The 26,394-nt window shown below is 58.5% G+C and carries 20 protein-coding genes and 1 pseudogene; 5 read left to right on the forward strand and 16 right to left on the reverse strand.

What is annotated here, in order from left to right; translation table 11 throughout:
• The 3 genes and pseudogenes from EN949_RS11675 to EN949_RS11685 form a co-directional block, all read left to right on the forward strand.
• Positions 1-239: pseudogene (locus EN949_RS11675) on the forward strand (asparagine synthetase B); the annotation flags it as partial.
• Positions 236-1,789 carry a class I adenylate-forming enzyme family protein gene (locus EN949_RS11680; protein ID WP_164767669.1) on the forward strand — a complete coding sequence of 518 codons (1,554 nt, stop codon included), beginning with the start codon at positions 236-238 and terminating at the stop codon, positions 1,787-1,789. The pseudogene EN949_RS11675 and the gene EN949_RS11680, both read left to right, overlap by 4 nt.
• 39 nt (positions 1,790-1,828) lie before the next feature.
• Entirely contained in the window at positions 1,829-2,095 is a 267-nt protein-coding gene (locus EN949_RS11685; protein WP_013533122.1) for an acyl carrier protein, read from the forward strand.
• A gap of 59 nt (positions 2,096-2,154) precedes the next feature.
• Here the strand turns inward: EN949_RS11685 and EN949_RS11690 are convergent, their stop codons facing one another.
• From EN949_RS11690 to EN949_RS11720, 7 genes are all read right to left on the reverse strand, one after another.
• Complete coding sequence (locus EN949_RS11690; protein ID WP_032898951.1) at positions 2,155-2,847, reverse strand: class I SAM-dependent methyltransferase; 693 nt, start codon at positions 2,845-2,847, stop codon at positions 2,155-2,157.
• Between the two features lie 109 nt (positions 2,848-2,956).
• Positions 2,957-4,219, reverse strand: a complete 1,263-nt coding sequence (locus EN949_RS11695; protein WP_013533120.1) for a polysaccharide biosynthesis/export family protein — start codon at positions 4,217-4,219, stop codon at positions 2,957-2,959.
• Positions 4,220-4,235: 16 nt separating this feature from the next.
• Positions 4,236-5,465 (reverse strand): hypothetical protein, encoded by a 1,230-nt coding sequence (locus EN949_RS11700; RefSeq protein ID WP_027163967.1) that lies wholly within the window; start codon positions 5,463-5,465, stop codon positions 4,236-4,238.
• Positions 5,462-6,466, reverse strand: a complete 1,005-nt coding sequence (locus EN949_RS11705; protein ID WP_024502427.1) for an SDR family NAD(P)-dependent oxidoreductase — start codon at positions 6,464-6,466, stop codon at positions 5,462-5,464. The genes EN949_RS11700 and EN949_RS11705 overlap by 4 nt, the downstream gene beginning before the upstream one ends.
• Before the next feature lie 87 nt (positions 6,467-6,553).
• Complete coding sequence (locus EN949_RS11710) at positions 6,554-7,228, reverse strand: sugar transferase (protein ID WP_027163966.1); 675 nt, start codon at positions 7,226-7,228, stop codon at positions 6,554-6,556.
• A complete protein-coding gene (locus EN949_RS11715) occupies positions 7,225-8,361 on the reverse strand; it encodes a DegT/DnrJ/EryC1/StrS aminotransferase family protein (RefSeq protein WP_013533116.1) in 1,137 nt (378 codons plus the stop codon). The genes EN949_RS11710 and EN949_RS11715 overlap by 4 nt, the downstream gene beginning before the upstream one ends.
• 39 nt (positions 8,362-8,400) lie before the next feature.
• Entirely contained in the window at positions 8,401-9,123 is a 723-nt protein-coding gene (locus tag EN949_RS11720; protein WP_013533115.1) for a sugar phosphate nucleotidyltransferase, read from the reverse strand.
• 480 nt (positions 9,124-9,603) lie between these two features.
• Between EN949_RS11720 and EN949_RS11725 the strand changes: the two genes are divergently transcribed.
• On the forward strand, positions 9,604-10,278 hold the full coding sequence (locus tag EN949_RS11725; RefSeq protein WP_013533114.1) for a response regulator transcription factor: 675 nt from the start codon (positions 9,604-9,606) through the stop codon (positions 10,276-10,278).
• Here EN949_RS11725 and EN949_RS11730 read toward each other — a convergent pair.
• Positions 10,271-12,013 (reverse strand): PAS domain-containing protein, encoded by a 1,743-nt coding sequence (locus EN949_RS11730; RefSeq protein WP_127366184.1) that lies wholly within the window; start codon positions 12,011-12,013, stop codon positions 10,271-10,273. The two genes, EN949_RS11725 and EN949_RS11730, sit on opposite strands and share 8 nt — an antisense overlap.
• A gap of 213 nt (positions 12,014-12,226) precedes the next feature.
• On the opposite strand from EN949_RS11730, the gene EN949_RS11735 reads away from it, so the two are divergent.
• Complete coding sequence (locus EN949_RS11735) at positions 12,227-12,934, forward strand: helix-turn-helix transcriptional regulator (RefSeq protein WP_013533112.1); 708 nt, start codon at positions 12,227-12,229, stop codon at positions 12,932-12,934.
• Between the two features lie 81 nt (positions 12,935-13,015).
• Here the strand turns inward: EN949_RS11735 and EN949_RS11740 are convergent, their stop codons facing one another.
• The 8 genes from EN949_RS11740 to EN949_RS11775 all read right to left on the reverse strand — a co-directional run bounded on the left by EN949_RS11740 (position 13,016) and on the right by EN949_RS11775 (position 25,796).
• Positions 13,016-14,056: a glycosyltransferase family 2 protein gene (locus tag EN949_RS11740; protein ID WP_127366183.1), complete on the reverse strand. Its 1,041-nt coding sequence runs from the start codon at positions 14,054-14,056 to the stop codon at positions 13,016-13,018.
• Entirely contained in the window at positions 14,053-15,420 is a 1,368-nt protein-coding gene (locus EN949_RS11745; RefSeq protein WP_127366182.1) for a lipopolysaccharide biosynthesis protein, read from the reverse strand. Before EN949_RS11745 ends, EN949_RS11740 begins: the two co-directional genes overlap by 4 nt.
• A 184-nt stretch (positions 15,421-15,604) precedes the next feature.
• Positions 15,605-17,863, reverse strand: coding sequence for an exopolysaccharide transport family protein (locus tag EN949_RS11750; RefSeq protein ID WP_245472394.1), 2,259 nt, complete (start codon positions 17,861-17,863; stop codon positions 15,605-15,607).
• Positions 17,838-19,835 (reverse strand): asparagine synthase (glutamine-hydrolyzing), encoded by a 1,998-nt coding sequence (asnB, locus tag EN949_RS11755; RefSeq protein ID WP_127366488.1) that lies wholly within the window; start codon positions 19,833-19,835, stop codon positions 17,838-17,840. The genes EN949_RS11750 and asnB overlap by 26 nt, the downstream gene beginning before the upstream one ends.
• On the reverse strand, positions 19,836-21,095 hold the full coding sequence (locus EN949_RS11760) for an O-antigen ligase family protein (RefSeq protein WP_013533107.1): 1,260 nt from the start codon (positions 21,093-21,095) through the stop codon (positions 19,836-19,838). It lies immediately after the preceding gene.
• Positions 21,092-22,300 carry a glycosyltransferase family 4 protein gene (locus EN949_RS11765; RefSeq protein ID WP_063167495.1) on the reverse strand — a complete coding sequence of 403 codons (1,209 nt, stop codon included), beginning with the start codon at positions 22,298-22,300 and terminating at the stop codon, positions 21,092-21,094. The genes EN949_RS11760 and EN949_RS11765 overlap by 4 nt, the downstream gene beginning before the upstream one ends.
• A gap of 415 nt (positions 22,301-22,715) precedes the next feature.
• On the reverse strand, positions 22,716-24,485 hold the full coding sequence (locus EN949_RS11770) for a calcium-binding protein (RefSeq protein WP_024502436.1): 1,770 nt from the start codon (positions 24,483-24,485) through the stop codon (positions 22,716-22,718).
• Positions 24,486-24,812: 327 nt separating this feature from the next.
• Positions 24,813-25,796: an ATP-grasp fold amidoligase family protein gene (locus EN949_RS11775; RefSeq protein ID WP_164782493.1), complete on the reverse strand. Its 984-nt coding sequence runs from the start codon at positions 25,794-25,796 to the stop codon at positions 24,813-24,815.
• Between the last annotated feature and the right edge of the window lie 598 nt (positions 25,797-26,394).

Genomic DNA, 26,394 nt, shown 5'->3' on the forward strand with positions numbered 1-26,394 from the left:
AGACTGCTCTGCGCGCGGCGAATGTCTTTGATCCGAACTCGGTCGCGCGCCTGCTGGACAAATGCGCTGCCAAGACCGGCGATGGGGATCTGTCCAACTCGGACAACATGGCATTGGTCGGCGTGCTGTCGACGCAGCTCCTCCATCAGCAGTTTGTCGCAAGCCGCCCATCGAGCGCGCATGCGGTCGACCTCAGGATAGACGTCGATCACCTGCACAGGGAAGAGGTGCTGGTATGATGCATGGCGCCGTACCTCTGCTGGACGATTACCTCAGCCATTCGGCCGAACGGCTCGGCGACAAGATAGCGCTGGTGTGCGGCGAGCACCGGCTCACCTATGACGAGCTTGAGACACGCTCCAGCGCGGTCGCCCGTCATCTCGTCACGTCCGGGGTCGCTCCCGGTGACCGCGTTATGATCTTCGCCGACAACACCGTCGAGACCGTGGTCAGCTTCTGGGCGGTTCTCAAGGCGAGCGCCGTTGTGTGCGTCGTCAATCCGCTCACCAAGAGCGACAAGCTGGGGTATTTGCTCAACGATTGCCTTCCGGCAGCATTGATCACCGACAAACATTTGCAGCCGGTCTTTGCTGAGCCGGCGCGTAACTGTCCGTCGCTGCGGCGGCTCATCGTCTCCGGTCAGGTGGACGACGCCGAGCTCCGGGGATTGCCGCATGCCGTGCGCTGGGATGAGGCGGCTGCCGGCCACGGCAAAGCGCCGGCCCGCCGCCGCATCGATATCGATCTCGCAGCCATCATCTACACGTCGGGCTCGACCGGCGAACCCAAAGGCGTGATGCTGACACACAGGAACATGATGACAGCCTGCACGTCTATCGCCTCGTACCTTGAGCTTGGCGAAGACGACGTGATCCTCAATGTCTTGCCCCTGGCCTTCGACTACGGCCTCTACCAGATGATAATGGCATTCCGTACCGGGGCGCGGTTGGTCCTCGAGCGCTCGTTTGCCTTCCCCGCACAGATACTTGCGATCATCGAAAGGGAGAGAGTTACAGGCTTTCCCGGCGTGCCGACCATCTTTGCCGCGCTGTCGGATCTCAGGACGCTGAAGGCAAATGATTTTGCAAGCATAAGGTATGTCACGAATACGGCGGCAGCCCTGCCGCTTAAGCACATTCGCCTGCTCCAGGAACTGTTTGCCGCCGCCCGCATCTATTCGATGTACGGCCTGACCGAATGCAAACGCTGCACCTATCTTCCGCCGGACGATCTTGCCCGAAAACCGTTGAGCGTGGGGATCGCCATCCCGAACACCGAAATGTGGATTGTCGATGAGGATGACCGAAGGGTTGGTCCCAATGTCGTCGGCCAGTTGGTCATCCGCGGGGCAACGGTCATGAAGGGCTACTGGGGTAAGCCGGAGGCTACCGCGAAGAAGCTCAAGCCAGGTCCTTTGCCCGGCGAGCAGGTTCTGTACACCGGCGACTACTGCCGAATGGACGAGGAAGGCTACCTCTATTTTGTCGGCCGCAGCGATGAGATCATAAAATCGCGGGGAGAAAAGGTGGCGCCTAGGGAAGTCGAAAACGTGCTGATGGAAATCCCGGGAGTACGGGAAGCCGCGGTTGTCGGAGTACCTGACGACCTGCTGGGGCAAGCAGTGAAAGCGTTTGTCGTCATGGAGCAAGGAACGATCATGGGCGAAAAGCAGCTGCGGATGGAATGTCAGAAGCGATTGGAAAACTTCATGATTCCGAAGTCCATCCAAATTGTGTCCAGTCTGCCGATGACGGACACGGGCAAGCTCAAGAAAATGGCGCTGTCATAAAGCAATTTACGGAAATTATTTGGCTCGGAGGCCAATTCAATGCTGAGCACGAACAACAGAATTGACACCTACAGCGATCAAATCCGCGCCTTTCTGGCGTCAAACTTCTACGTAGCCGACCCGCGTGCGCTGGAAGTTGAAACGTCGTTGCTCGACCAGGGCATCATAGACTCGACTGGAGTGCTTGAAGTTATCGGCTTCGTCGAGGAGACATTCGGCATCACTGTCGAGGACAGTGAACTTCTGCCGGAGAATTTCGATTCCATCCAGGGAATTGCACGTTACGTGGTCAGCAAGGAAAACTGATCGCCGGGCTACGGCTTGAGGGCGTCGTCCCAACCGAGCGCGCAAACCCATGGCGCGGCTCACGCTGACGCTTTGGCCCGTGCACAAACCACCCTGGCTTCACCGGCTTTGTTCGCAACCGTGCGAATGCTCTCATAGGCTTTGGAACGCTCAACCAAACTCATGACCTGCCGGTCCTGGCCAAGCCCGACCTCGAAAAGCAGCATGCCACCTTGCCGCAGATAGTGCTGCGCCTCCTTGATCACCCGCATATGAATGCTCAGGCCGTAAGGCCCGGCAGCGAACGCCTCACGGGGTTCAAGTTCCATCAGATGCGCGCGGTCGTTTTCGAGCCGCTTCTCCGAGATGTAAGGCGGGTTGCAGACGACCAGATCGATCGTACCTTCGAGCTCCAGACCCGAGAAGGAATTGAAGAGGTCGCCCTGTAGCACCGAAATACGTCCGGCCAGGCCAAGATGGGCAACGTTCCGGCAGGTGGTTTCGACGCAGCTGTCAGTAAGATCGCTCGCCCAGACGCGCGCGGTGGGGACCTTGTATCCAATGGCGCAGGCGAGATTGCCCGCCCCGCAGCACATGTCCACGACACGCGGTACCGGCCTTTTAAGTTCGCGAAGGACATTGAGGGCGGTGCTGCCGAGCAGTTCCGTCTCCGGGCGAGGGACTAGCACGCCGGGCGCGACAACCAACTTCAGCCCCATGAAGTCGGTGCGGCCGGTGCTGTAGGCGCTGGCGACATCTATTTCACCAATCACGGCAAACCCGCTTTCTTGATTCCCCATGTTGATTTCTCAGGCGCCCGGTCTTCATGCCGTGGGCGAGCCATCAGCAACGTCGTTCCCGGCTCGGTTCACGTCCGCGCAACTACTGGATCGCCGCGCTCTGCAGTTCGCTGCTGAACCTCACCTCGATGGTGTCTCCAGGCGCAACCTCGGTGTCCTGGTCGACCGGTCGACCTCTCGACGCGTCGCCGGCCCCGCCGGTTATTGTGATCCGCGCCTGAAAGGTTTCGCCGGCGACGGGCAGTGGAAGCGCGGACGCCCCTGATGGCTGAAGCTTCTGGCTGGCTGCGTGGAGCCTTGCAGTGGTCTCGGCGAGGCGAAGGTCGGTGTCCCTCAATTCGTTCAGAAGGCCGATCCTTCTTTGATTTTCATTGCGTTCCTGCTGCCTGACGGAGTCTTCCTGCTGGCGCCGCGTTCTCATCAGTTCGACCGAGGTCTCGAGCGCCCGGCTCGACGACATCAGCACGGCACGTCTGACGTCGGCAAGTCTGCTGTTGGTCAGGTTGCCCGATTCGAACGATTTGGTGACCCGCGCAAGATCGTCCTCATCCTGTTTCACCGCGGCCGCTTCCGTCTGCTCGCGCTTGAGCAGAACTTCGACCTGAGCCTCGGCATCCTTGGCGGTCTTGTCGAGATAGCTTTGCTCCTGCTGAAAATTGTTCAGCGAAATCTTGAGGCCCTCCGCTTCCGCCTGCGCGACCGCCGATATCAATGCATTCGACAGGGGCGAGCCTTGCGGCGGTTGCATGTCAAATTCTGCCTGGTTCTGAAGTTCGGCGCGGATGCGCGCGCCATGAAAGTAGTCTCTGATGTAGTCCCCCCAGATCGACTCGTAGTCGCGTCGCAGATCAACGGGATCAGGTCCGCTTTGGCTTGCCCGAGACCGCAGGAGACTAAAACCGCCGGCGACGGCAATTGCCTGTCGGACAGTCATGAGTGGCCGGTAAGTCTGCTGCCCTGGTGTCAGCACATCGCCAGTCACATAGATCGGACGGTACTCCGCGATCACGGCCGTGACGTCGCTCGGCTTGATGACGATCATTTGCTCCCGTCCATCAGGCAGGCGCTGATGGACTATCTTGGTTGGCAGCACCGCCTCCATGCGCGTCTGCAATTCGGCCGGCGTCAGCCCGCCAACCGGGATCATCCCGAACTCGGGCAGCGCGATCGAGCCATCCATCTGGACGATCGCGCGTTGCGTTCGCTCCGCTATGGAGGCTATTCCTATCTCCACCGTATCGCCGGGCGACAGCTTATAGGCCACCGGCGCTTCAGCCGCGGCTGCGATATCCAGGGCCAGGCAGCCGGCAAGGGCTGCAAAGAGAATTCGGCTAACGAAGGCCATCGATGGCAATCTCCCTTTAATTCAGGCCCGGCTGCTGCGGCCAATCGAGATGGGCGACGAATTCGTAGACCGGCCCACCAGGCACCCCCCAATTGCTCGACCAGATCACTTGCGACCCATCAGGGGAGGGTGAGGCATGTGTCTCGCTCCAATAGTCGAACGGAGCGTTTCGCGTCTGCACGATGCGTCGGACCTCCTGACGACCGTCGACACGCAGCGCGATCACTTCGCGCGTGTATGGCGCCCAGTCCGGGTGGCTCCGAACCTCATCGGGATTGCCCCCGTAACTTATAAATGCCCATTCGGGCCTGTCCAAAGCACGCAGCGACGTATGCTCGGCCTCACCGTACTTCGTGAGCGACGTGACCTTTCCATCGGACAGCCGACGCTTGATCACCTGATATTTGTCCGGAGCGGATTTGCTGGTTCCGACGTAAATTTCGCTGCCATCCGCATCGAGAGTCAAATCGCCATGGCCGGGCCGATGATGATCCTTCCACGTTTGGCGCAGGGTGCCGTCGACTGCGAAAATGGCTCGCTGTTCGGTGCCGTCGACCAGATTTTGGAAACACAGGATGTTCTCTCCGAGCGGAGAAATGGTGCAGGAACTGGTCGTTCCGGCAACCTGGGCGAGATCGATGTCCGGGTATTTCAGACGCCGGTCGATGTCGTATGCGAAGACGACAGCAGCTCCATCATTGCGGGTCGCGCGTACGGCAATGCGGTTGCCGTCACGACTAGGATTTCCCTTGGACGGGCCGAATTCGAGATCCCGATATTTCGTTGCGGCATACACTATGTCCTCACGATTGGTGCGGGGCGCCCAAGTCGATATCTTTTGACCATCGACACAGATCATCATCTCCGCGTTTCGAGGGCGCCATTCGCACTCACCCGACTTGTTGCGATGAAACAAAGGGAGGTAGGTTTTCCCGTCGAGGAAACACATGCCGTTGCAGCCGTTCATGAGGACGAGGAGGCTCTGATCCGCATTCCAGGCTTGCGCGCTCGAGTAGCGATGACTGCAATATATTTTGCCGCAGACAATTCCGCTGCCAAGCGCTCCGGGCTGAGTGATCCGAGTAAAGCGGATCCCTGTCGCCGGATCAGTTGCAGGTTTCAGATAAGCGGGCAGATCCATTGCCGGCTCCGTGCCTGCCGCACCGCTCGGCCGGTTTCCGGCTGTGTGCAGCGCCAGCAGCGCGGCCATCAACAGCAAAGCTGGTATGAGCCGCGGAAAGGTCATGTCATGTAGCTCATTTCGCGTCGGACGCGGCCTTCGCTGAGGCGCGAGCGCCACCACTCGATGGTCTTTTCCAGACCATCACGCAAGCTCGTATGTGCCCGCCATCCGACTTTACTTTCAAGGTTCGAGGAATCGGCGAGCAACGCGCGAACCTCGGAGTTTTGCGGCCGCATCCGGCTTTCATCTCGACGAACTGGTTTCCTGGTGCCACTCAACTCGAGCACCAACTCCAAAACGTCCGAGACACTGACGGCGCGCTGGCTGCCTGCATTGTAGGCATGGCCAAATTCAAGCTCGGCCGCCCCTGCCGCCACAAATGCCGCCGCAGTGTCCTCCACAAAGGTAAGGTCGCGGATTGGGCTGGTGTCGCCGACCATGATCGCCGGACAGTTCTCGTCCAGAGCCTGCCTTATGATGGTCGGCACGATGGCCCGCTCGCTCTGGCGCGGCCCGTATGTATTGAACGGTCGCAGGATGACCACCGGCACATCGAAGGACCTGGCATAGGACGCCGCCATCATGTCTGCGCCGATCTTGGATGCAGAGTAGGGGGACTGTCCCTGCAGTGGGTGGGATTCGTCGATCGGCATGGTCAGAGCGGTGCCATAAACCTCGCTCGTGGACGTATGCACAATGCGTTCGGTTTCCCAGTGGCGTGCCGCTTCGAGGACATTCACGGTGCCCAGCACATTGGTTTCCACATAGGATTGGGCAGCCGCGTAGGAGTAGGGAATCGCAATCAGCGCAGCCAGGTGAAACACCGCCGCCTGGCCGCGCACGATCCGGTTGATGAACGCGCTGTCACGAACATCCCCGCGAATGCATTGCAGCTGGCCTCGAACGTGGTCGGGTAAATCGTCCAGCCAGCCATGGCTGTCGAACGAGTTGTAGAGGGCCAGTGCCGTGACATCGGCGCCTTCGTGCACCAGCGCTTCCGTGAGGTGGGATCCGATAAATCCATCCGCACCCGTGACCAGGACCTTCCTGCCGTGATAGCTCACGACTGCGCACTCCTTTGATCGTGTGAGCTGTCAAACTGGCGAACGAACAACAATCCATTCATGCCAAACTCTCCTCACTTTCCAACTCTACCCACTTGCCGCGGGAGGCAGGGACACGCCGAAAACCGCCCTGAAGCCTCGCATTATCCAGACGAGGTCCGATGCAATCGTGCGCCGCGGATAGTAGGCGAGGTCGATCGTTGCCTTGGCCGGGAACAGGACCTCTCGATAAAACAGGAGCGGATCAAGGGATGGCGGGTAAAAACAGGCTTCGTGACGGAAGAGAACCTGGGTCGGGCCGAGCAGGCCGGGCTTCCACTGCAGGACGGCTTCATTGCCGCCGCGGAAACAATCGGCGAAGGCAAGGCTTTCCGGCCGCGGGCCGACAATTGCCATGTCTCCCGTAAAAACGTTCCACAGTTGCGGCAACTCATCAAGTTTCGTTGCCGCGAGAAAACGGCCTAACCGCGTCATCCGGCTGTCATCGTTCATGGTCAGCGCAAGGCCGAAAGGATCGGCTGTTGTCTTGAATTTGCGGAACTTGTACATGCGAAACGGTTTTGCGCCGGCACCCAGGCGCGTCTGTGCGAAAAGCACGGGCCAACCACCCTCGACAAAGAGTGCAACAGCAATCAGTAGCATCAGCGGAGCGAGTGCCATTCCCGCTGCTGCGGCGAGGATGATATCCATCGCGCGCCTGGCAATTCCGTGGCTGGTGCCAGCTACGGCGGGCCGATGCATCGTCACGTCGAGTGCGTTCATGCCGCGGCTCCCGCGCGCCCGCTGCTTTCAATCGCGGTGGCCAACGCAACAACCACCGACTCGATCGCACTTGCCGTAATTTGCGGGTGTAGTGGAATCGTCAACTCCCGCTGCGCGAAATCCTCGGTCTTCGGCAGATGGATTTCAGTGAACATTTGGCGATAGAGCGTCATCTGGTGCACGGGCGTATAGTGGATTGTGGTCTGTATTCCCTTCGTTCGCAGATGGTCGATCACCGTTTGCCGGTCGACGTCATGTGGCAGGAGGACAGGCATGATGTGATAGGCCGAGGTCCGCGGTTTGCAGAACGGAACTGTCACAGCCGAGCAATAGTCTGCGATCAGACGTCGATAGAGGACGACCAATATGCGCCGGATTTCATTCCATTCCTGCAGGTTCTGAAGCTGGACCAAGCCAATAGCGGCGCGCAATTCATCCATGCGGTAATTGAACCCGAGCATCGTCACATCGTATTGCGGCGTGCGGCTGTTCAGCCGCTGATGTGTGCCGCTGGTCATCCCATGTCCGCGAGCCTGGCGGATCGCTTCACGGAGCTGTGCATCCCGGGCGATTACGGCCCCACCTTCCGCGGTGGTCATGTTCTTGTTGCCGTAGAAGCTAAAGGCCGCGGCCGCACCGTAAGTCCCCACCTCCTTAAGGCCGGGAGCATGCGCGGCATCCTCGACGATATGCAGTCCTCGCACACGGGCAAATCTCTGCCATTCTTCCCGGTCGGCGAGGTAGCCGGCAAAGTGGACGAGAATGACGGCCTTGGTGCGTCCGGTGCACTTGGCTTCCGCGTCGCTTAGGGACATCAGTGGCACTTCGGCCGACTCTATGTCGACGAATACCGGTGTTGCTCCTACGTAGAGCACTGCATTCGCGGTCGCCACGAAGGTCAGCGAGGGAACCAGAACTTCGTCTCCGGGACCGATCCCAAGTGCATGGAGAATGAGATGCAGGGCGGCGGTGCAAGAGCTGACGGCAACGCAATCGACCGCATCATGCACGGCCGCGAAGGCCTCTTCAAAGGCTCGTACCTGGTCCCCCATCGTCAGCCAGCCACTGTCGACAACTTTGGCCAAGGCCGCCTTTTCCGGAAAGCCAAGAATAGGAGCGCTGACCAAGAGCATTACGACCTCCTCATGTTGGCGTGGTCGAGCGTTCAGCCCTCAAGCGGCCGCTGCCGAGACCTCGATCGATGCGGACTGCTCTTCCCAGGCAATGGTTTGTGCGTTTTGAAAATCTTCAACGCGTCCGATATCCAGCCAAAGCCCGTCATGTTTGTAGACGTGCACATTCGTGCCGTTTTGCATCATCTGCAGCATGAGGTCGTCGAATCCAAAGGCGATGCCGTCAGGTATAAAACGAAAAACGTCTGGATTCATACAATATATCCCCATACTTACCAGATGGGATAGCGTCGGTTTTTCACGAAATACTTGAACGGTATTGTCGACCTCGTCGATGACGCCGAAGTCCATCTTGATGACGCGGGATGCGGTGGCTATGGTGACTGGATCCGTGTGTGTGCGGTGTGATGCCACAAACCGGCTGAGACTGAGATCGGTAAGTACGTCCCCATTGAGAACAATGAACGGCTCGTCCAGTTCCTCCCTGATCAGGGAGAGCGGGCCAATGGTGCCGAGAGGTTCCAGTTCCTGGGTGTAGCGTATCCTTAGATTCCACTGGGATCCGTCCCCGCATACGGTGCGGATCAAGTGCCCCAGATAGCCGGTCGTGACGTAGACTTCCTGAATGCCGTTCCGCCGCAGCCACTTCAAAAGCAATTCAAGAACCGGTCGAGCACCGATCGGCATGAGAGGCTTGGGCAATATGGATGTGAAAGGCCGAAGGCGTGTTCCCATTCCACCGCACTGAATGACCGCTTTCATCTCGTCCTCCTATTGATACGACTGTCGCGGTGTGATGGGTCCAACCCACCCGGCCGGAAGGTACGCCAGTGTTGGTTTTGCCTCTCCGGAGTGCAGCGATGGTAAGTGGCGCTTGAGAAGGCGTCGTCGTGCATTTGAATGGCACTTTCCCGGCCTTTTGATTCAATATTCCAGTTGGCAGGGCATGGGCGCGGCAGGACGATCAGAGCTGGGAACTGTTCACATGTCCGGCGCCGGCAACGACCTGCTCGGAAGGGCATCGCTACCGTTCGTACGAAAAAAACACTTCAACATCTGGCCCTGAAATGTGTGCGATTGTAAGCTATATTAGAAGGTTGAAATGTGCCGATGGGCGGCGGCGAGCGTCGACATACGGGGGATCAGCGGGCGGCTGATCTGTGTTGGGTCACCGCACAGTCCATCCAAAGGGAGGTTTCGGCAGCTAGGGACACATGCGGGCTGCCAAAAGGTGGGTGGTTCATGTATCGTATTATCATCGCCGATGATCACGGCTTGTATCGTCGTGGGCTGCGACTGGCTTTGATGGCCGGCATTCCAGACTTGGAAATATTCGAAGCGGCGTGTTTTGATACCGTCATAAGCCTGCTTGAAGATCAGGCGCCTGTTGATCTCGCCATCATCGACCTGAACATGCCGGGACTGTCCGGTCAGGACGACCTTCGCGACGTCTTACCGGCTCATCCCGACACACGGTTTGCAATTGTCTCAGGGACCGATTCACGCGCCGAGATTCTAACTGCCCTCTCGATTGGACTTCATGGCTATATCGTAAAGTCCCAAACGGACGAGGAGGTGGTCCTGGCGGTGAACGAAATCCTGGCTGGCCGCATTTACGTTCCGGCACTTCTTTCACAAAGGTCCAAGGAGTCGGTGCGCCTTCCATCCGAGGCTCCCACGCAAATGCCCCACAGGACCATCAGCGTCAACAATCTGGGCAGGCTTACGTCCAGACAGAAGGAAGTCCTCAGGTTGATGGCTGAAGGTTACTCGAACAAAGAGATTGCCCGCTCTCTTGAAATTGCAGAAGCGACGACGAAGATTCATGCGGCTGCCGTCCTGCGCGAACTTGGGGCACGAAATCGGACGGAAGCCGCGGTTTTGCTGAAGACATGGGCCGCCAGGGACATCAACTAGCGCCGATTGCTTTTGGCGGCAGCCGGACCGAATATTTCAGTCCGTGATCCAGCATCTCAAGCTTGGAAGAGTGGCCCACGATAGGCTCACCGCCGGCTCCGATAATCAACGACCCAAAACCACGCCGAGCCGAGGTGGAGACCCGGCGCTCTCCCGATTCCGACCATTCAAACACTATGTCGGCGCCGGGCTCCTGGGCCACGAATTGCCACACGACCTTGATCCGTCCTGCCGGAGTGCCGAGAGCCCCATGCTTCACGGAATTGGTCGTAAGCTCGTGAACGATCATTGCGAAGCTCTCAGCCGAACCCTCAGCCATTTTTATTTCGGGTCCACTGATCGAAATGTCATGCGTCCCCATATAGGGCTGCAATTCCTGAACGATGAGGTCACGCAGGGAAGCCGACAGGCTGCCATCGCGTGAAAGAAGCAGATGCGTCGCCTGGAGTGCGCCGATTTTTTCGATCAGTGTCTGCTTATAGCTGGCGATATCATTGTCGGGGGCACCAACCATATTCACAAGCGCCGTGATCACCGGAAACAGATTGTTGAGCCTATGGCGCTGTTCAAGCATGGCCCGCTCTCGCTTCTTCGCCGCAGCCCGCAGCAGAATGGTTATGCGCCGATCGGTGAGATCCGCGGCGACTCCTATTCGCTGTGCACGACCGTCGCGCAATTCGTCCCGTCCCCGAAGAGCAATCCAGCGGATATGTCCGCCAGTTCGCCTGATGCGGATCTCAGCGTCATAGTCGGCGCCTGATGCAAGCTCTCCCGGGGCCATCAGATTAGGCAAGTCGGCCGGGTGAACGACCGCAGTCAATTCCTGCAATGGACGGCTCGGCGCGGGTGCCAGCCCCATCATTTCCCAGAACGCGGCTGAGCCCTTCACGGACCCGCTCTCGAAATCTATGCGCCATGTTCCCAACCGGCTTGACGATAGCGCCAGGTCCAACCATTCCTTCTGAGCCCGGAGTGCCTCGCGGGCGGTTCGCTCTCCCGATATGTCGTCCACCACTACAAAAATGCTTTGAGGGAGAGCATCGGCTGGCACGGCCAAAGACAGGGCCAATCTTGTCCACAAAATCGTGCCGTCTCTTCTCAGGAGACGGATCTCCGAGCCGAACGAAGTCGTGTCTTTCAGGCGAGTCAACGCTTCCGCCAAGGTGTGGTTGTCGTCGGGGTGGACGAGTGCGCTGAGCGGCAGACTTGAAAGCTCCTCCTCGACATACCCTGTCATCTCACAAAGACGCTTGTTGGACCGTTGCAACTCTCCGTTCTCATTCATGTTGGCAAAGCCAATGGCGGCACGTTCGAATGCCCAGCGATACCTGTTTTCGGTTGCTTCCAAGGCCGCGAGTCTAGCCTCCGCAACCTGCAAAAGGGTGCGGTAGTCCTGCCTCTGCCGGTGGAAAGTCAGGGCGATCATCCCCCCTGCAACCAGCAGCAGAATGGCTTGAACCCAAAGGCCGACATCGATTGGATGGTGCAGGACATCCCGCGTCAACAAGCCGACGGCAACCATCACAAATGTTGCCGCAAGAGCGATCATGCGATCTTCGAGATATGAGATGGCAATAATGGCGGGAACAAACTCAAAAAAGCCGATGTCGTATGCCACAGAGGTCGGCAGCGCTGTCTCGACTGCAAGTGTCGCTATCAGGAGCGACATCGAGGCAAGGCGGGTCAGCAACTTGCCTGAGCTGTTCGGATGCAAACTGAGCGAATGCAAACGCATGTGCCAGACTATAACCTTCTGACTAGTCCGTCGAGATTAGACCGAAAAGCGTACAGACTAGTCCGACCGCAGGATTGTTCCCCGGGATTGTAGCGCGCATTTTGTCCGATGTCGGGGGCGGATCGGACCGCTACTCTCCAAGCGACCTGACTGACATGTTTAAGGCACCTCCTTTTGACTGGGAGGCGTTGCCGTTTTGCGGGAGGTAAGAAAATGGCACTGGTTGGTAGGCAAGATGATGGAATTCTTGGTCGCCAATATGGAAGTTTCGGGGGAAAGCCTGTCTCCGCCTTGAGAACGCAAGGTGAGCATGCTTCCGCTTGGCATCAAGCACCACAACGGTTCGACAGCGTTGCTGTCGAGCCACGGCAGAGCAGCCTTGCATCTGTTGTGAGAATGCTTGATCGCATCGGTTGTGGCTACCTGATCCTGAACAGCGACAGGAAGGTCATGGAGTGGAATTCAGCCGCTCAAAACACCTTGGAGCGCGAAGGCGAGGCAGCCGATACGGCCAGCAAGGTATTTGCTGCGCTGAGACGGCTGATCGCAAACGTGCCGGGCAATTTTTCTCCTGGCACGCTTTCATGGGTGGTGATCCGAGGTATGGGCGACAGGCCCCTGATATTGAACGAGAAGGGCATAGCAACGCCTGACGCGACAAGCATCGTGGCGCTGCTGGATCGTGAAAACAGGTCCGGGCCAAATCCCCAGACGCTGCAAAGAATGTTTGGTCTGACGAGTGCCGAAACGCAGCTCGCACTGCGCTTGGCGCAGGGCGATGCCCCTTTGGAAATAGCCCGCAAGCGGCGCTTGAGCCGGACCACGATAAGGTCGCAGCTGGCGTCGCTGTTCGCCAAGACCGAAACACGGCGACAGGCGGAACTGGTAGCTCTTCTTGGGCGCATATGCGTTTTGCCGTGAGGCAAACGCCTTTACCATGCGCGCGCACAACAGGCTTGTGCGCGCAATCTGTCGCTGATGTGCTTGTCGGCCAGCCTCACCTTACCGCCGTCGCGTGCGCACCCGGCCCAATCTTGGGCGGATTGCAAACACGTGATTAAGCACGTGCCAGCCCGCCACCTTCATGACGGAAGGCCGGAAGATCTGAATCCCATCCAGGAACGTAGTCAACCAGGACTGCTGGTGGAACCGCATGGGAATACGAGCAACCCGCAGCGCCCGCAGCAATGTCTCGGGAGGCGGGAGATGGTTGCGGTCTTTGATGAGATTCCAGTTAAGCTGCTTGACGGCGAGAGTCACTTCGTCGACCTCGCGGAAACTCTTTGACGTGGTAATGCTTGGATGGCTCGTTGCATCATAAAAGGTAAGCGGATCGCTTATCGCCACCATGTCCCCATGGCTGGCTAGATCGACGAAGAACAGTTGATCCACTCCGGCCGGAATCTCTTTGTGCGTGCGCATCAAGCAGCCGGCACGAATGACGTCGCTGTTGATCAGCAATGTGGATGGAATGATCCCCAGGCAGCGTGTCGCGCGCACCAGATAGAGGTCCATCAGGCACTGCTGGCTGGAATAAAGGGAGATCGCTTCCTGCTCCTTGGGGACTTGGCGAAATCTCACTCGCTTGTCCTCGATTATGTTTGCGGCAGACGTCATGAAGGCGACCGACGGGTGCTGTTTGGCAACTTCGGCGAATGTCCTGAGTGCACCTGGCGCAAGCCAGTCATCGTCGTGCAGCAACTTGATCCACCGTCCAGAGCAAGCCAGCATAGCGTTGTTGGTGTTCTCCACCTGACCGCGACCTCGGCTGTTCTCGATGATGCGGATGCGAGGTTCGCTTCGTGCATAGTCGGTCACGATAGCCCAGGTCTCGCCCTCCGGTCCCTCGTCGTCGCTCACGACCAACTCCCAATCGGAGTAATCCTGACCCAGGACGCTGTCGATCGCCCTGCGGATCGTATCGGGCCGGCGAAAGGTTGGTATCCCGACAGAGATAAAAGGGCGTGACCATGAGACATTGGCACGGTCATGCTGGGTGACCGCAACTGCCGCTTGAAGATTGTCAACCGACGACGAATTCATGGTGTTTTTTCCTCGAGACATTCATGTTGGATGCACGTTGCAGCGCCTGCTGGTTGAGGGTCGTGGGTCAACAAATACAGCGATGCTGCCATTTTCAGAGCGAAACCCGACGCGCCGCCGGCGGCCATGAAATAGATGACGGTGACTGGCTGCCAGCCCGCCTGGGCGCCGGCGAGCAACGGGCCAAACACGAGAACTGCTCGTGCGAGGTCGATGACCAGTCTTGTTCCTTGCCGACGTAGCAGAGCGGGAACGTCGCTAAGCGGAGTCGACAACGCTTGTGCCGCGCCCATCAGCGCCAGTGCGGTCATGATTTCCGCGGTGGGCATCCAAGGCTCGCCCAGGAGCGGAACGACCACATAGGGCGCGGCGAGTCCAAGCAGCAATATCGGCACCGCGGTAAAGCCGGCAGCCAGCAGGAGAAGCCCGCGTGCCACGCCAAGCAGGTGTCCACGATTGTTGTTCTGGTTTGCTTCGGCGACAAAAACATTGCTGAGCGGTGAAGCGATCAGCGTCACTGGACCGGTAACCAGGCGCGTTGCTACGCCCAAATATCCGGCAAATGCGGTGCCGAACAGCCCACCGACAAGAACTGCCGGAAGATTGTTGATCGCTATGCTCGCGAGTGTTGCGGGGATATCGAACAGAGGAAATTTGTATTCCCGCCGGGCCTTTTCGAACACCGCACGCCAAGGTGCCCGGGCGATGCCGCGCAAATCCTCCCAGCTCGTCACCCGATAACCGATATACCCGATAAAGACGAACTGGCTCAAAATATGGGCATGGATCATCGCTTCGCCGCCGAGGTTGGCGATGCCGAAAGCCAATTGCAGTGCAGCCATGCTCGCCGGCAGGATCAGCCGCCCAAGGGCAAAGTCGCGCAAAAGCCCGGCACGCAGGCTCCAGCAGTTCATGGCTTCGACCAGACCTGCGCCTCCCATTCCGATCGGAATGAGCCAGGCAAGCGAGCCGAGGCGGTTGGGAGCAAGGTTCGACAGCATCTGTCCGGCCGAAAAGGCCAGGACGGTGGTCACGAACACAGCCAAAAGGATAAGCTTGACCGTCACATAGGCCTGGGCGCTCCCCTTAACCCCATAGAGTGACGCCTCGAAGCGCAATGCTGCGACCCCGGCGAGTATGTTCACAATCGACAGATAAATCGTAAAGATGCCGAAATCCGCAGGCGAATAGAGCCGCGCCAAGACCGGAATCGCAGCAAGAAGGGTGAGTTGGCCGACAATTGCCATCGCCGACACTTCACCAGCTGCACGAATGATCGAACCGATCGTGCTCGGCCGAACAGCGATGATGGCTGTGTCGGCCGCGGGAACCATCTTGGGTCTCAGAAGGTCGCTCAGTGCCATCGGTTCGCGCTTCCGAGGGAGGCAAATATCGGGGATTGCCGCAGCCTACGATGCACACCGAACCTTGCCATCATTCACCTGAATGACGCGCTCTGCGGACAGGCTGCACCCTGAATCGTCCGGGCCGCTCCCTGGATGAACCGCACCCGGATCGTCCGCGGCCCAAGGACGAGCCTGTGCTTGGTCATGCTATCTGCTCGCGCAAGAGGTCGGCGCTATCCTCGAGCCGATATCCGGCATGTTTTTTCAAGTTCACTTGCGTGAGGACGCTGCCGACGGGTACCGCAAGAGAACCGTTGCCCTGAAGGAGTTCCAGCACCCCGCGAGCGAGGGTACGTGGCGTTTTCCTCCATCGGACGGCAAAAAGCACCGCATCAGCCCATCCAGCCAGAAATTTGGCTTCCGGCCGCCCGAGCGCCGACGGCAGGTTTATGATGACGATGCGATAGGTCAAGTGCAGATCCGCCATCACTTTGCCCCCATCCTCGCAGGACAACACCGCCAGCAGATCGTCCGACGGAGCAGCGGTCATCACGTCGATGCCGATTTCATGCAGACTGGCCACGGCGTTTTCCAGGTTGCTGCGATTGCAGACATAGTCAGCGAAGGAATGGCGGCTCTTGCGCTCGCTGAACTGATGCAGGAACTCGAGCGTGAGTTGAACGCCCTTGCGTTCAAGATCGATCAAGAGAACACGACCGCCCATCCGCGTGCCGGCCAGCGCCAGACTCCATGCGAGCTCGGTCCCCCCATCCTCCGGGACGCTGGAGGTGACAAGCGCCGTGTACGACGAACGAGCCCTCAGCGCATTGGGCGCCGCAGCAATCAGCAACGACGTCACGGCGCGGCTATAGGCGGAGCTGCGCTCGCCCAGGACAAGGGTTCGCAGTCGTTTGGCATGCACCCTGCCTGCTTCGGGAATCTGCCCCATACATGGAACCTTGAGCACCGCTTCCGCCTCGGTCTCACCGCGGAAAGTCCGATCGAAGTGATTGCGCATCGTGACGAAAATCGCGCCCAGTATAGCGAACACAATCATCCCGGGCGGAACAAGGAAGATGGCGGGCAAGGTCTGCGGGATGGTCGGCGGCCATGCCGCCGATAGGATGGAAATTCCAGCCGAGGGAACTCCGATACGCCGCGTCAAATCCTGTTGCCGGCCAAGAAGTTCGTTGTATCGCTGGGTCAGCAAACTGACCTGCGGCTCGAGAACCCGCAACCCGGAAAGCCGGCTGGCGGTGTCGGCCATGACCGCATCCAAAATGGCCTTCCGGCTCTCAAGAGTGGCGATCTGGGCACGGAAAATGTTTGCGTCCGCAGCAATCTTGTCGATGCCTTGTTCGACCTTGCTTTCGGTCAGGTTTCTGAGTTCTTGGTCCGCAGGCGCGCGAGCCTGTCGAGCCGCGAGATCGGCAAGTTCAGGCCCGCCAATGGCTTCGGCCACGGAGACGAAAGAAGCCCCCTGCGCTCGAAGCTCCTGAACATGTCGCAGCCGAGTTTCCACAGCGGCGAGATCTGCGTTTGACATCGACAATTGCTGGCTGAGGTCGGCCCGTTCCCTGGCTGCATTGTCCGCCGAGCCTTGGTCGATGGCTCCGTGGCTCAACCGATATTTCTCAAGGCGGTCGGCCGCTGCCTGCAGATCGTTTTGCAGCCTGGGCAGGCTGGTGGTGATCGCATCGAGTTCTTGCTGGTCGGATGCCTGCCTTCTCCTTATCAGATTGTCGACATAGACCTGAGCGAATGTGTTGGCCACGAGCGCCGCCCGCTCGGGACTGTCATCGGCGAAAGCGACGGAGACTACTCTCGATCGCAGCTCCTGCCCGACCCGCATTCCTTGCCGCAAGGCTCTCAATTCGGAGGCATCCTCGGCCTGTGAATCGCTGATTGTTTTGTCCGCTCCTGGCCACAGTCGGTCCAGTAGACCACCGGCAAGCGAGCGTGTCTTCGGGGGAGGGATGGCAGACGGCTCAAGCCGGAAATTCCCGCTAGCGGAATTGTCCTGTCCGGTTTCAGCCGCACCTGTCTTGCGCAGTGCCGCCATGACGCGGCGCAGATGGTCTTGCGACGATAGCATCGTGATGTGGTCATCTATGCTTGAATCGACGAGGTCCTGCGAAGACGGGGCGCCGACGGGCAGTGAACCGCGCGATGGGGCGTCGATGATAAGCTGAGTAGTTGCTTCGTAGAGAACCGGGCGAAGACTTCCCACCAACCCCGCCAGCAGCCCGCCCAACACAGCGAAGGCAACAATAGACCATTTTCGCCTTGCCAGAATCACGAAGAGTTGGTGCGACGCGGTGGCCGGCTCGACATATTCGCGCAATGACCGCACGTGCACTCTGCCTTCGAGAACCGGTGCTGGTGGTTGATTGATCCGTGGCAGCTGGATCGGGCTGATTGCGGAACCTACCATTTTATACTCCTGCCAGATCGGGTTCATGAATTGGGCCGGTTTGCTGTGCTTGCCGGTTGGCTCGGCTCCGCCAGGCCTGGAACATCAATGCGGACCACAATTCGCGCGAGCGGTTCTGGCCATCAATGTGATCGCGCCAGCAGGCGTCGATCTTCGCAGCGTCCAATACGTCACTGCTTTCTGCTCGCATGTCGGCGAGAAGATCGCTGGCCCAGTTGCGCAGCGGACCCCGCAGCCATGCTGCGATAGGGACATCGAAGCCCTGTTTCGGACGCTCGATCAGGTGCTGCGGGAGATAGCGGCGTAGCAATTGACGAAGAATCCATTTGCCGGCGCCATCACGAACTTTCATGTTGGATGGCAGCCGCCAGGAGAATTCGACAACGCGGTGGTCAAGCAGAGGACACCGGCCCTCAAGGCTGTTGGCCATAGTGGCACGGTCCAGCTTCACCAAGATATCGCCAGGCAAGTACCCCGCCATGTCATCGCACAGAAGACGGGAGAGCAGGTCGTCAAGCGGCGGACCGCCGTGGCAGTGGATTGGTTCGGTGGGCCGCTGACGTCCCAGGTTTTCAGCCTGTGGCCGCGCCAGCCGCTGAAACAATTCGTCTTCATTCGATGCCGTGAGCAGCCGGGCGAGACGTTCCATCCGGTCGCTCCGGATAAAATGCCTCGCGCTCGCAGAGAGTGGCAGTTTGCCGATGACATCGTCGCGTCCTGCGCGTGCGAAAAAGCCTGCCCCTGCCGCCAAGGTTCGGCGCAGTTGTCGGGGCAGGCGCAGGTGTCGTTTCAACCGCTCCGCCATGAAGTGGCGGCCGTATCCTGCGAAGCATTCGTCACCGCCGTCGCCCGACAGCGCTACGGTGACGTGCTGACGAGCGAGCCTGGCAACGAGCAAGGTCGGTATCTGCGATTCATCGGCGAAGGGTTCATCCCAGACCTGCGGCAACTCGGGAATGACGTCACGTGCGGCGCTGGGCGAGAGGTGAAGTTCGGAGTGGTCGGTGCCCAGATGACGGGCAACGGCCGCTGCGTATGGAGCTTCATCAAAGCCGCCCTCTGCGAACGAGATCGTGAAACTGCGAACCGGCTTGCAGGATTGAGCCTGCATCAGGGCGATCACGGCTGAGCTGTCGATCCCGCCCGACAGGAAGCCACCCAGAGGGACGTCGGCGATCATGCGTTCCCGCACGGCCAGCCGAAGCCGGTTGTCCAGTTCGTCAACCAGATCTTCGTCGGTGCCGGTAGCGGGGTTCCGTCGCCCATCGGCTGCAACGTCAGCCAGTGACCACCAGCGGTGAATGCGTTGGGAAAGACGGTCCGCGCTGCGGTCTTCGGCATAATTCGCCGCGGTGACGGAAAGGACGGAACCAGGCGGCAGTTTGAACACGCCTCGCCAGATACAGAGATGGTCCGGCACCCATCCCGTTGAAAGCATTGCCGCCGCGGCATCAAGATCAAGGTCGGGAGAGAAGCCCGGAAAGGTGTTGATCGCCTTCAGCTCAGAGGCGAAGACCAATGCGTCTCGGGTCGAAGCAACATAGAGGGGCTTTTTGCCCATCCTGTCACGGGCCAGATAAAGGCTTCTTGTCTTCAGATCCCACAATGCGAACACGAACATTCCGGCAAAGCGTTTGAGGGCGGTTTCAAGCCCCCAATGCTCGATTGCGCTGAGCATCACTTCGGTGTCGCTGGCGCCTTGAAAGGTTTGGCCCGCACCCTCAAGTTCGCGACGTAAATCGCGAAAATTGTATATCTCACCGTTGAAGGTGATCACGTATCGGCCGCTGGCAGAATGCATCGGCTGGTGCCCGGCGGCTGACAGGTCGACAATTGCCAATCGCCTGTGGCCCAATGCGATTCCAGCCTCGCGATCGGCCCAGAGCCCTTCGCCATCCGGGCCCCGGTGACGCAGCGATGCGGTCATCCGCCCGATCGCTTGGAGCGGCTTTATGTCTGTGGCATCGGAAGCCAATAGAATTCCGGCGATCCCACACATTTAGGGCACCCTGGGCTCGGCAAGTTGCCGCCGAAGTGCGGTCGGATTTCCGGCAACGAGGCAGAAAGCCAGCGAAAACCACACGATCGGATGGCGGATGATCAGGTGAGGCATGCTGAAGATTATCGTCGACGCACCGAGCACCAGCAGCGCGTCGAATCCCGCTCGCCAGGCAAGCGACATTGCGGCTCCCACGATCCAGACCAATGCCATCACCGCAAGCAATCCGCCCTGCAGGTAAAGGTCAAGAACGGTATTATGGGCCTCGAAAGGTCGCTGCAGAAATTGACGGTCGGCGACGGGCGGGCGCTCGAGGTGAGGCCCAGGGCCCAATCCCAGCGACCCGGATTTCAACCCCGTTTCCACCGCGTCCTGCCACAGATAGAGCCGGAGTTCGAACGTTTCGAGTGTCGCTTCCCCACCCTGGTCCTTGGTAAGGCTCTTGGCAAAATGGGCGACGCTGGCCTCTTCGGTGAGCGCGTAGGGCGTCATCGCCAGCGCTAAAGGCAAGGAACCCGCCAACAGCACAATTGCTGACAAGCGGGGCAGGCTGGCGCGACCGCTTGTTGCGATCCATGCACGAAGCCGCAATCCGAGAAAGACGAGGCAGCTCAGGATACTGGTGTAGAGATAGGTGTCGCTCTTCGTCAGCCGGCCGACATAAAAGGTCAGGATCAGGCTGGAGAATGCGAGCAAACGGCGCCATGGGTTACGGGTGGTCGTGGCAAGGTGCAAAGCCAGGGGGCCAAAAAGCGCGCAATAGAGCGCAAGTTGGTTCGGGTTCTCGGACCAGCCACGGAATCTGTCCCAGAACCAGGGGTCGACGCCGGGCTGGTGGGCTACCCCAAATGCCAATCCCAGCTGAATTACGAAGCTTCCATTGGCGATGGCGATCACCCACCAGGCACTGCGGCGAAGGTGACGATCGGCGTCGGGCTCCGCGGCCGCCAGGCATGTGAAGCCGGCCAGCAGCATGTAGGCCATCAGGTCATGTACCAGCCCGGTCAAGTAAAGGACGGTGGTCAGGTAGCCGACGATCGTGCCGATTCCCAAAGCCAGCGACAAGATCAGCCAGAAGCTCGCCAGTTGGACAAAAGCGGGTGTGACCTGGAGACGACCCCCGGCGAATATTCGTCCAATCGCCAGAACGATCCAGATCGCGATGAACAATTCGCCATAGCCGAGCGGCAATCCCGGAACGGCCAGTTGCGTCGCGTAGGACATCGCAACTCCCAGGGCGAGCAAGGCGTCCCGGATCATTGACGTGCTCCGCCCCGGTGATCTGCGAGGCTGCCCTCAAGTGCGACAGCAGGGAGCGGTCGCGGAAGCCCCGCGCGGAGTGTGTTTTCGTACAGGTCGCAGTACTGATCGACCACCAACGGCAGGGCAAATCGCTCCCGCACAAGTTCAGCGGAACGGACGCCCATTGCCTTTGCCCCAGCGCGGTCGGACAGCAAGTCTATTGTTCGCGAGGCAAGGGCATCGGCGTCATGCGGTGCAACCAGGTAGCCATTCCACCCGTCTTCGACGACGTCTCTGCAGCCTGGCATCCTGGAAGCCACGATTGGCAGTCCCGAAAGCCCCGCTTCCAGCAACACACGCGGTACTCCTTCGCGATACTGGGTGGGAAAGGCGAATACATCGGCCATGCCGAGGAGATCAGCGACATCGCGTCGTGGACCCAAGGCCAGCACATGAGATGCGTGCCGGTCGATCTCGGACTTGTCGATTGCGAATGAGCCTTCGGATTCTCGCGGGCCGACAAGCACAAATCGTGCTGCTGGTCTTTCGGCCACGACGCGAGGAACCGCCTCGAGGAGGGTTCCCACACCCTTCTGACGGGTCAAGCGGCCGACAAAGATCACCACTTCGGCGGACTGGAGGCCGAGTTCCCTACGCATCTTCGTTGCCGAGGACCCGAGATGGCGCACCGTTGCGAACGCATCGACATCGATTCCGGAACTGCGTATCAGTCGCGAGCTTCCGCGACCGGTCAGCCGAAAGCGCTCGAAGAACAGTTGGTCATCACGATTTTGGAAAACGGTCGCCGCCGTCCACGAAGACGCGAGCCATTGCAGCGCGCAATAGACCGGACGCAGGGCCAAAGCGCGAGGCGCCAGAGATGAGAACGTCCAGCCCAGCCCGTTGATGGTGCGAATAACCGGAACTGTTCCCCGCATGGAAAGGGGCGTCAACAGATTTGGCTTGGTGTCGAAACTCTGGATGATGTCGGGCCGAAGCTCCCGCATCAATCGGCGCATCGTTCCGAGAGCACGCCATTCCCCGCCGCCAGATGCAAACCGGTCGAAGGAGAACCTGTGATGCGAAATGTCATGCCTTAAAAACGGTACGGGAGAACCGCTCGAGACCGCCGTAACGCGAAAGCCTTTCTCTCGCAGCGCGATGAGGAAGGGAACTCTCAAGGCGTGATCCTCGCCTCCCACGCAGACCAGATGTGGGTTCATCTGCCTCTCCCCAGCGCACACGGCGGGCAATCGAGTAACTGACGCTCTCGATGCTGCCACGGCCCGGTTTCATCACCTACGAGCGCATCCCGCCCGAGTGCACGCTATGGGGAGGCCGGGTTCCTGTCCTCGTCCGTTTGAATGACACCATGATGTTTGGAAAGGGGTAGGACCAGTGAGGCGAGATTCCCTCGCAGTGGGGAGCGCTAATGTCCCTCCTGTCTTGCCGACGCAGTCTCACCGGGACGCCCCCACGGCATTGCCTGAAGTGGGTACGATGAGTGGCTGGAGTAAGGCGTGGCGGACCTGAACTCCGCGGCTCGCTGATGGGCGCGAAGTTCGGACGCTCGGCCCAAACGACTGTCGGCGAGGCACCAAGACCTCGCCGACCTTTAAGGCATTCGTCGCTGGAGCGTCAGGTGACCAGGAAAGACGATGCGGTAATCGACAGATGCGGAGAGAGGCTCGCGAAATGGATCTGGTTTGCGCCTCCGACGCCGTCGCTGTCGAAAGAAAGAGCTCCGGTCGAACTGTTGTAGATAATGTGATCGGAACTGTCATGCGCCGCTTTGCCGGCAAAGAAAGCGTCCGACGAGAGGCCCCCCTGATCGAGACCGGCAAAGATGGAATGGTCGAGGTGGATCTTGTCCTGGGCTTTGTTGAAATCAGTGATCCTGTCGACGTTTCCAGAACCAAGGGCGGTACTGAACACGAAGGCATCTCTGCCCCCGTGCCCGGTCAACGTATCGGCCCCGCCGCCACCGTCGATCTTGTTGTTACCGGCATTGCCGTGAATGGTCTGTCCGAATTCGTTGCCGGTCAGATTGATGGCGGCCTTGCCGGACGCCTTGGTGGTTGCGAGTTGCTCGATGTGCGAGCCAGCCGAAAGAGCGAAGCTCACCGAGGCAAGAACCTTGTCGAGGCCGCTTCCTCTCTGCTCCACCACCTTGTCGTGGGCATTGTCGACGTAATAGGTGTCATTGCCGCCATAGCCGGTCATCTTGTCGGCGCCACCGCCGCCATTGATCTTGTTGGCACCGCCATTTCCATAGATGGCTTGACCGAATTCGTTGCCGGTCAGGTTAATGGACGCCCTGCCACCGGAATTGGCGGTGGAGAGCTGCTCGACATGTGATCCCGCCGTAAGAGCGTAACTCACCGAGGCCGCGACCTTGTCGAAGCCCCCGTTTGGCGCTTCCATAACCTTGTCATGAGCATTGTTGACGAGATATTTGTCATTGCCCCTGGTTGCGTGGAAAACGTCTGCGCCGCGCGTGCCATGGAAGACATGATCGCTTCCCGACGGGGCCGGCGCGGTGGGAGCAGGGGTGCCGACGTGAGTAGGAGGTGTGGTCGGTGTGCCGACCGGATCACTGACCGGGGGCGTGGCAGGATCACTAACCGGGGGCGAGACCGGGGCATGGGTGCCCTCGAGATTGTGCTGGAGGAAAAAGGCTTTCAGTTCCGAGGCGCTTTCAAGCGCGGTGTCGCCATTCTGCGTTCCCCATTTATAGGTATAGTCAAAGGCCGGCGACGGAACCAGTGCGGCCCAACGATCAATCATGGCCTGCTCCTGGGCAGCGGTGGGCATGACAAACTTGCCGCCAGCGCTGGTTTCCCAGTTGCCACCACCGAACGCCTGGTAAAGCGGGACGATCTTGTCAATCGGGATGCCTGCTTCACCGGCAGCCGCAACCATCTTGTCGATATGGGTGTAGTCGGGAGCCGAAGTGTTGTTGATGGGGTAATAGCCGATACCGTAGAAATCGATGCCCGTATTCGCCGGATTGTAAGCGGCGTGGGCCGGGTCGTTCGGGTTCATGTAGCTCGGGGAGCCATCCGTGCCCAAGTTCATCATCGTGATGAAGGTCTTGGCGCCGGGAACATGAGAATGAATCCAGTCGGATTCCGCCTTTAGGTTTGCAGCGGTTGCGTAGCTGCCCCACTTGCCTGTCGGATCAGGCTCGTCGCTAAGGTAAAACCCGAACACATTTGGATTACCTATGAAGGGAGTGACTTTATCAATGAAAGACGAAGTTACTCCGTCGTGCTCACCGAGATAAACCAAGCCTTTCATGCCATCCGGCAAGGCATTGACTTGCGAAACGTACTGAACATCAGCCAGATTGAATCCGGCGGTTGCGATCTCGGCGGCTGATCCACCGGACGCGTAGTGGAGTGTCATCCAAAAATCCTTTGGTTGATTCGGTTATGCCCCACGTCTGCTTAGTTGACGGCGCATATTAGGCCCAAATCAAATACGACACCCGCTGGATAGAATCTTTGATCGCCGACAGGATTGCTGCACAGCAGGAGATGTTCCTCTTCGGTCAACCGAAGTCTTTTAAAACAGTGCCGCAACAACAACATAAGCCCCTCTCATCCGGCTCATTGTTGAGCCGCGTGATTGGGAAATATCCGCCTTTCCCGACCGGGTTATCCCCAACTAGGGGAAAGCCAATTGGGGGTGCCTCGGCACATGAACCGAGGCTTGCGCTGACGCCCTCGCGGCTCACCCGCCAACTTGATGGTCGAAAGATCGTGCCGCTTGCGGCGTGAAGCGGCCACCTATCGCTGCTTTAGGAGCACTTTCTGCTTTGATCCTATTTAAAAAATCGATGGCCCAACTCTCATTTGAAATATGATCCGATCCAGCGCATGGAGAAAAAGTCATCTCTCCAAAATATATGTCACCGTTAATGCTGTACAAATCGACCCTGACAAACTCAACATCCCTAGATATCGTTTCCGCGATCTCGATCATTTTTTCGAGATTTCCCGGCCTTTCTACGTTTTCTGGTAGGTCATAACCATACATGACATCAATCTGCTTAAAATCCGGAAGAGAAAAGACAGCCCTTTTATGATCAACAAATCTACCGACGTCGACCTGAAGATAAATTGCCTTGCCGCGAACGCAAAAGAATTTGTAGTCACTTAATTCGCCGCCAGTAGAAATGTTGTCTTCGACAATTAATTTCTTTTCCATTTTATAATATTGTGTCTCTCGTCCAATATTAAAGTACGATCTCTTAGAGAAATTTAAGAATTCCTCTAGAGTTTTCCTATTGAGCGGTTTGTCGAGGAATATAATTTTTCCAGAGGAATGGGTCGGCTTCATCTCGAAATGACGTCCGAGGAAAGGCTGGATCCAAAGTAAAATATCATCTGCCGTCGTATTTCTATCTATCTTGAATACAGAGATCGTCTTTGGGATTTTAAGGCCTGCGATTCCACTAGCTATGTACTTAGCATAATGCTTATCAACGCAAATCTTCTCCAGGTATCCCCATCTATTTCGTATCATTCTGTCAAATATAAAATCATTTATCGTAGCCGATTGACTGGAAACCCGTCTTGGGAACCTGTTGTTCCCGTTAAAGAATCCCGCTGCTGCTATGGGGTAGTTCAGAACGTAGAAATTCGGGGTTATCAAGCTGACCCTATATATCGTTTCCCAGACAGCTCTTCTTAATTTCCGATACTTCTTTTCCACGCAACACCCCACTACGCGGATAACGCACGGCTAACGCGGCGTCCGCTCTGATAACGACGATGGCGAAGGCGCGATCCGCCTCCTTGGGCAGGTTGGCAGCCGTCACAGATGGGGCCGGTCGAACCCGTCGGCCAGCGCCCCGAGGTGAACGAGCCCTCCAGTCGCCATCCCTGCGCATGCGTTAAACCACAATACGTCAGGCTCGATCACCGTCCTCCTCCGTTTGAATGACGATCCGGCGTGCCGGCCTGACGGTCGTCAATTTGCCGCCTCTGGAAGTCTGGGAGACTGATGGTCTGCTCGGGTGATTGGTGTATCGGGACGAGATCAAATACAGAATACAGAACGACAAAAGGTTTGATTGATCTAAGTTGTTGCTCCGCATCAGGTATTTTGTGTCAACGACCGTGGCGTCTTTGAAAGTGTGTGGAAGCAAGGACATAAGCCCCTTTTGCGTGTTCCATTCTGGACTGCGTTACTAGCGTGAATTGCCGTTTTTTGGGGGAGTTATCCCCAGCCTGTGCACGCTGCGGGTCGCGTTTCGTTGGTCCTGCGCCACGAATCCGCTGCATTTTCCTCAAAGTCGACGTATGTAAGC

The sequence above is a fragment of the Mesorhizobium sp. M7A.F.Ca.US.007.01.2.1 genome, assembly GCF_003998165.1.
In the GTDB taxonomy this organism is placed as follows: domain Bacteria; phylum Pseudomonadota; class Alphaproteobacteria; order Rhizobiales; family Rhizobiaceae; genus Mesorhizobium; species Mesorhizobium ciceri.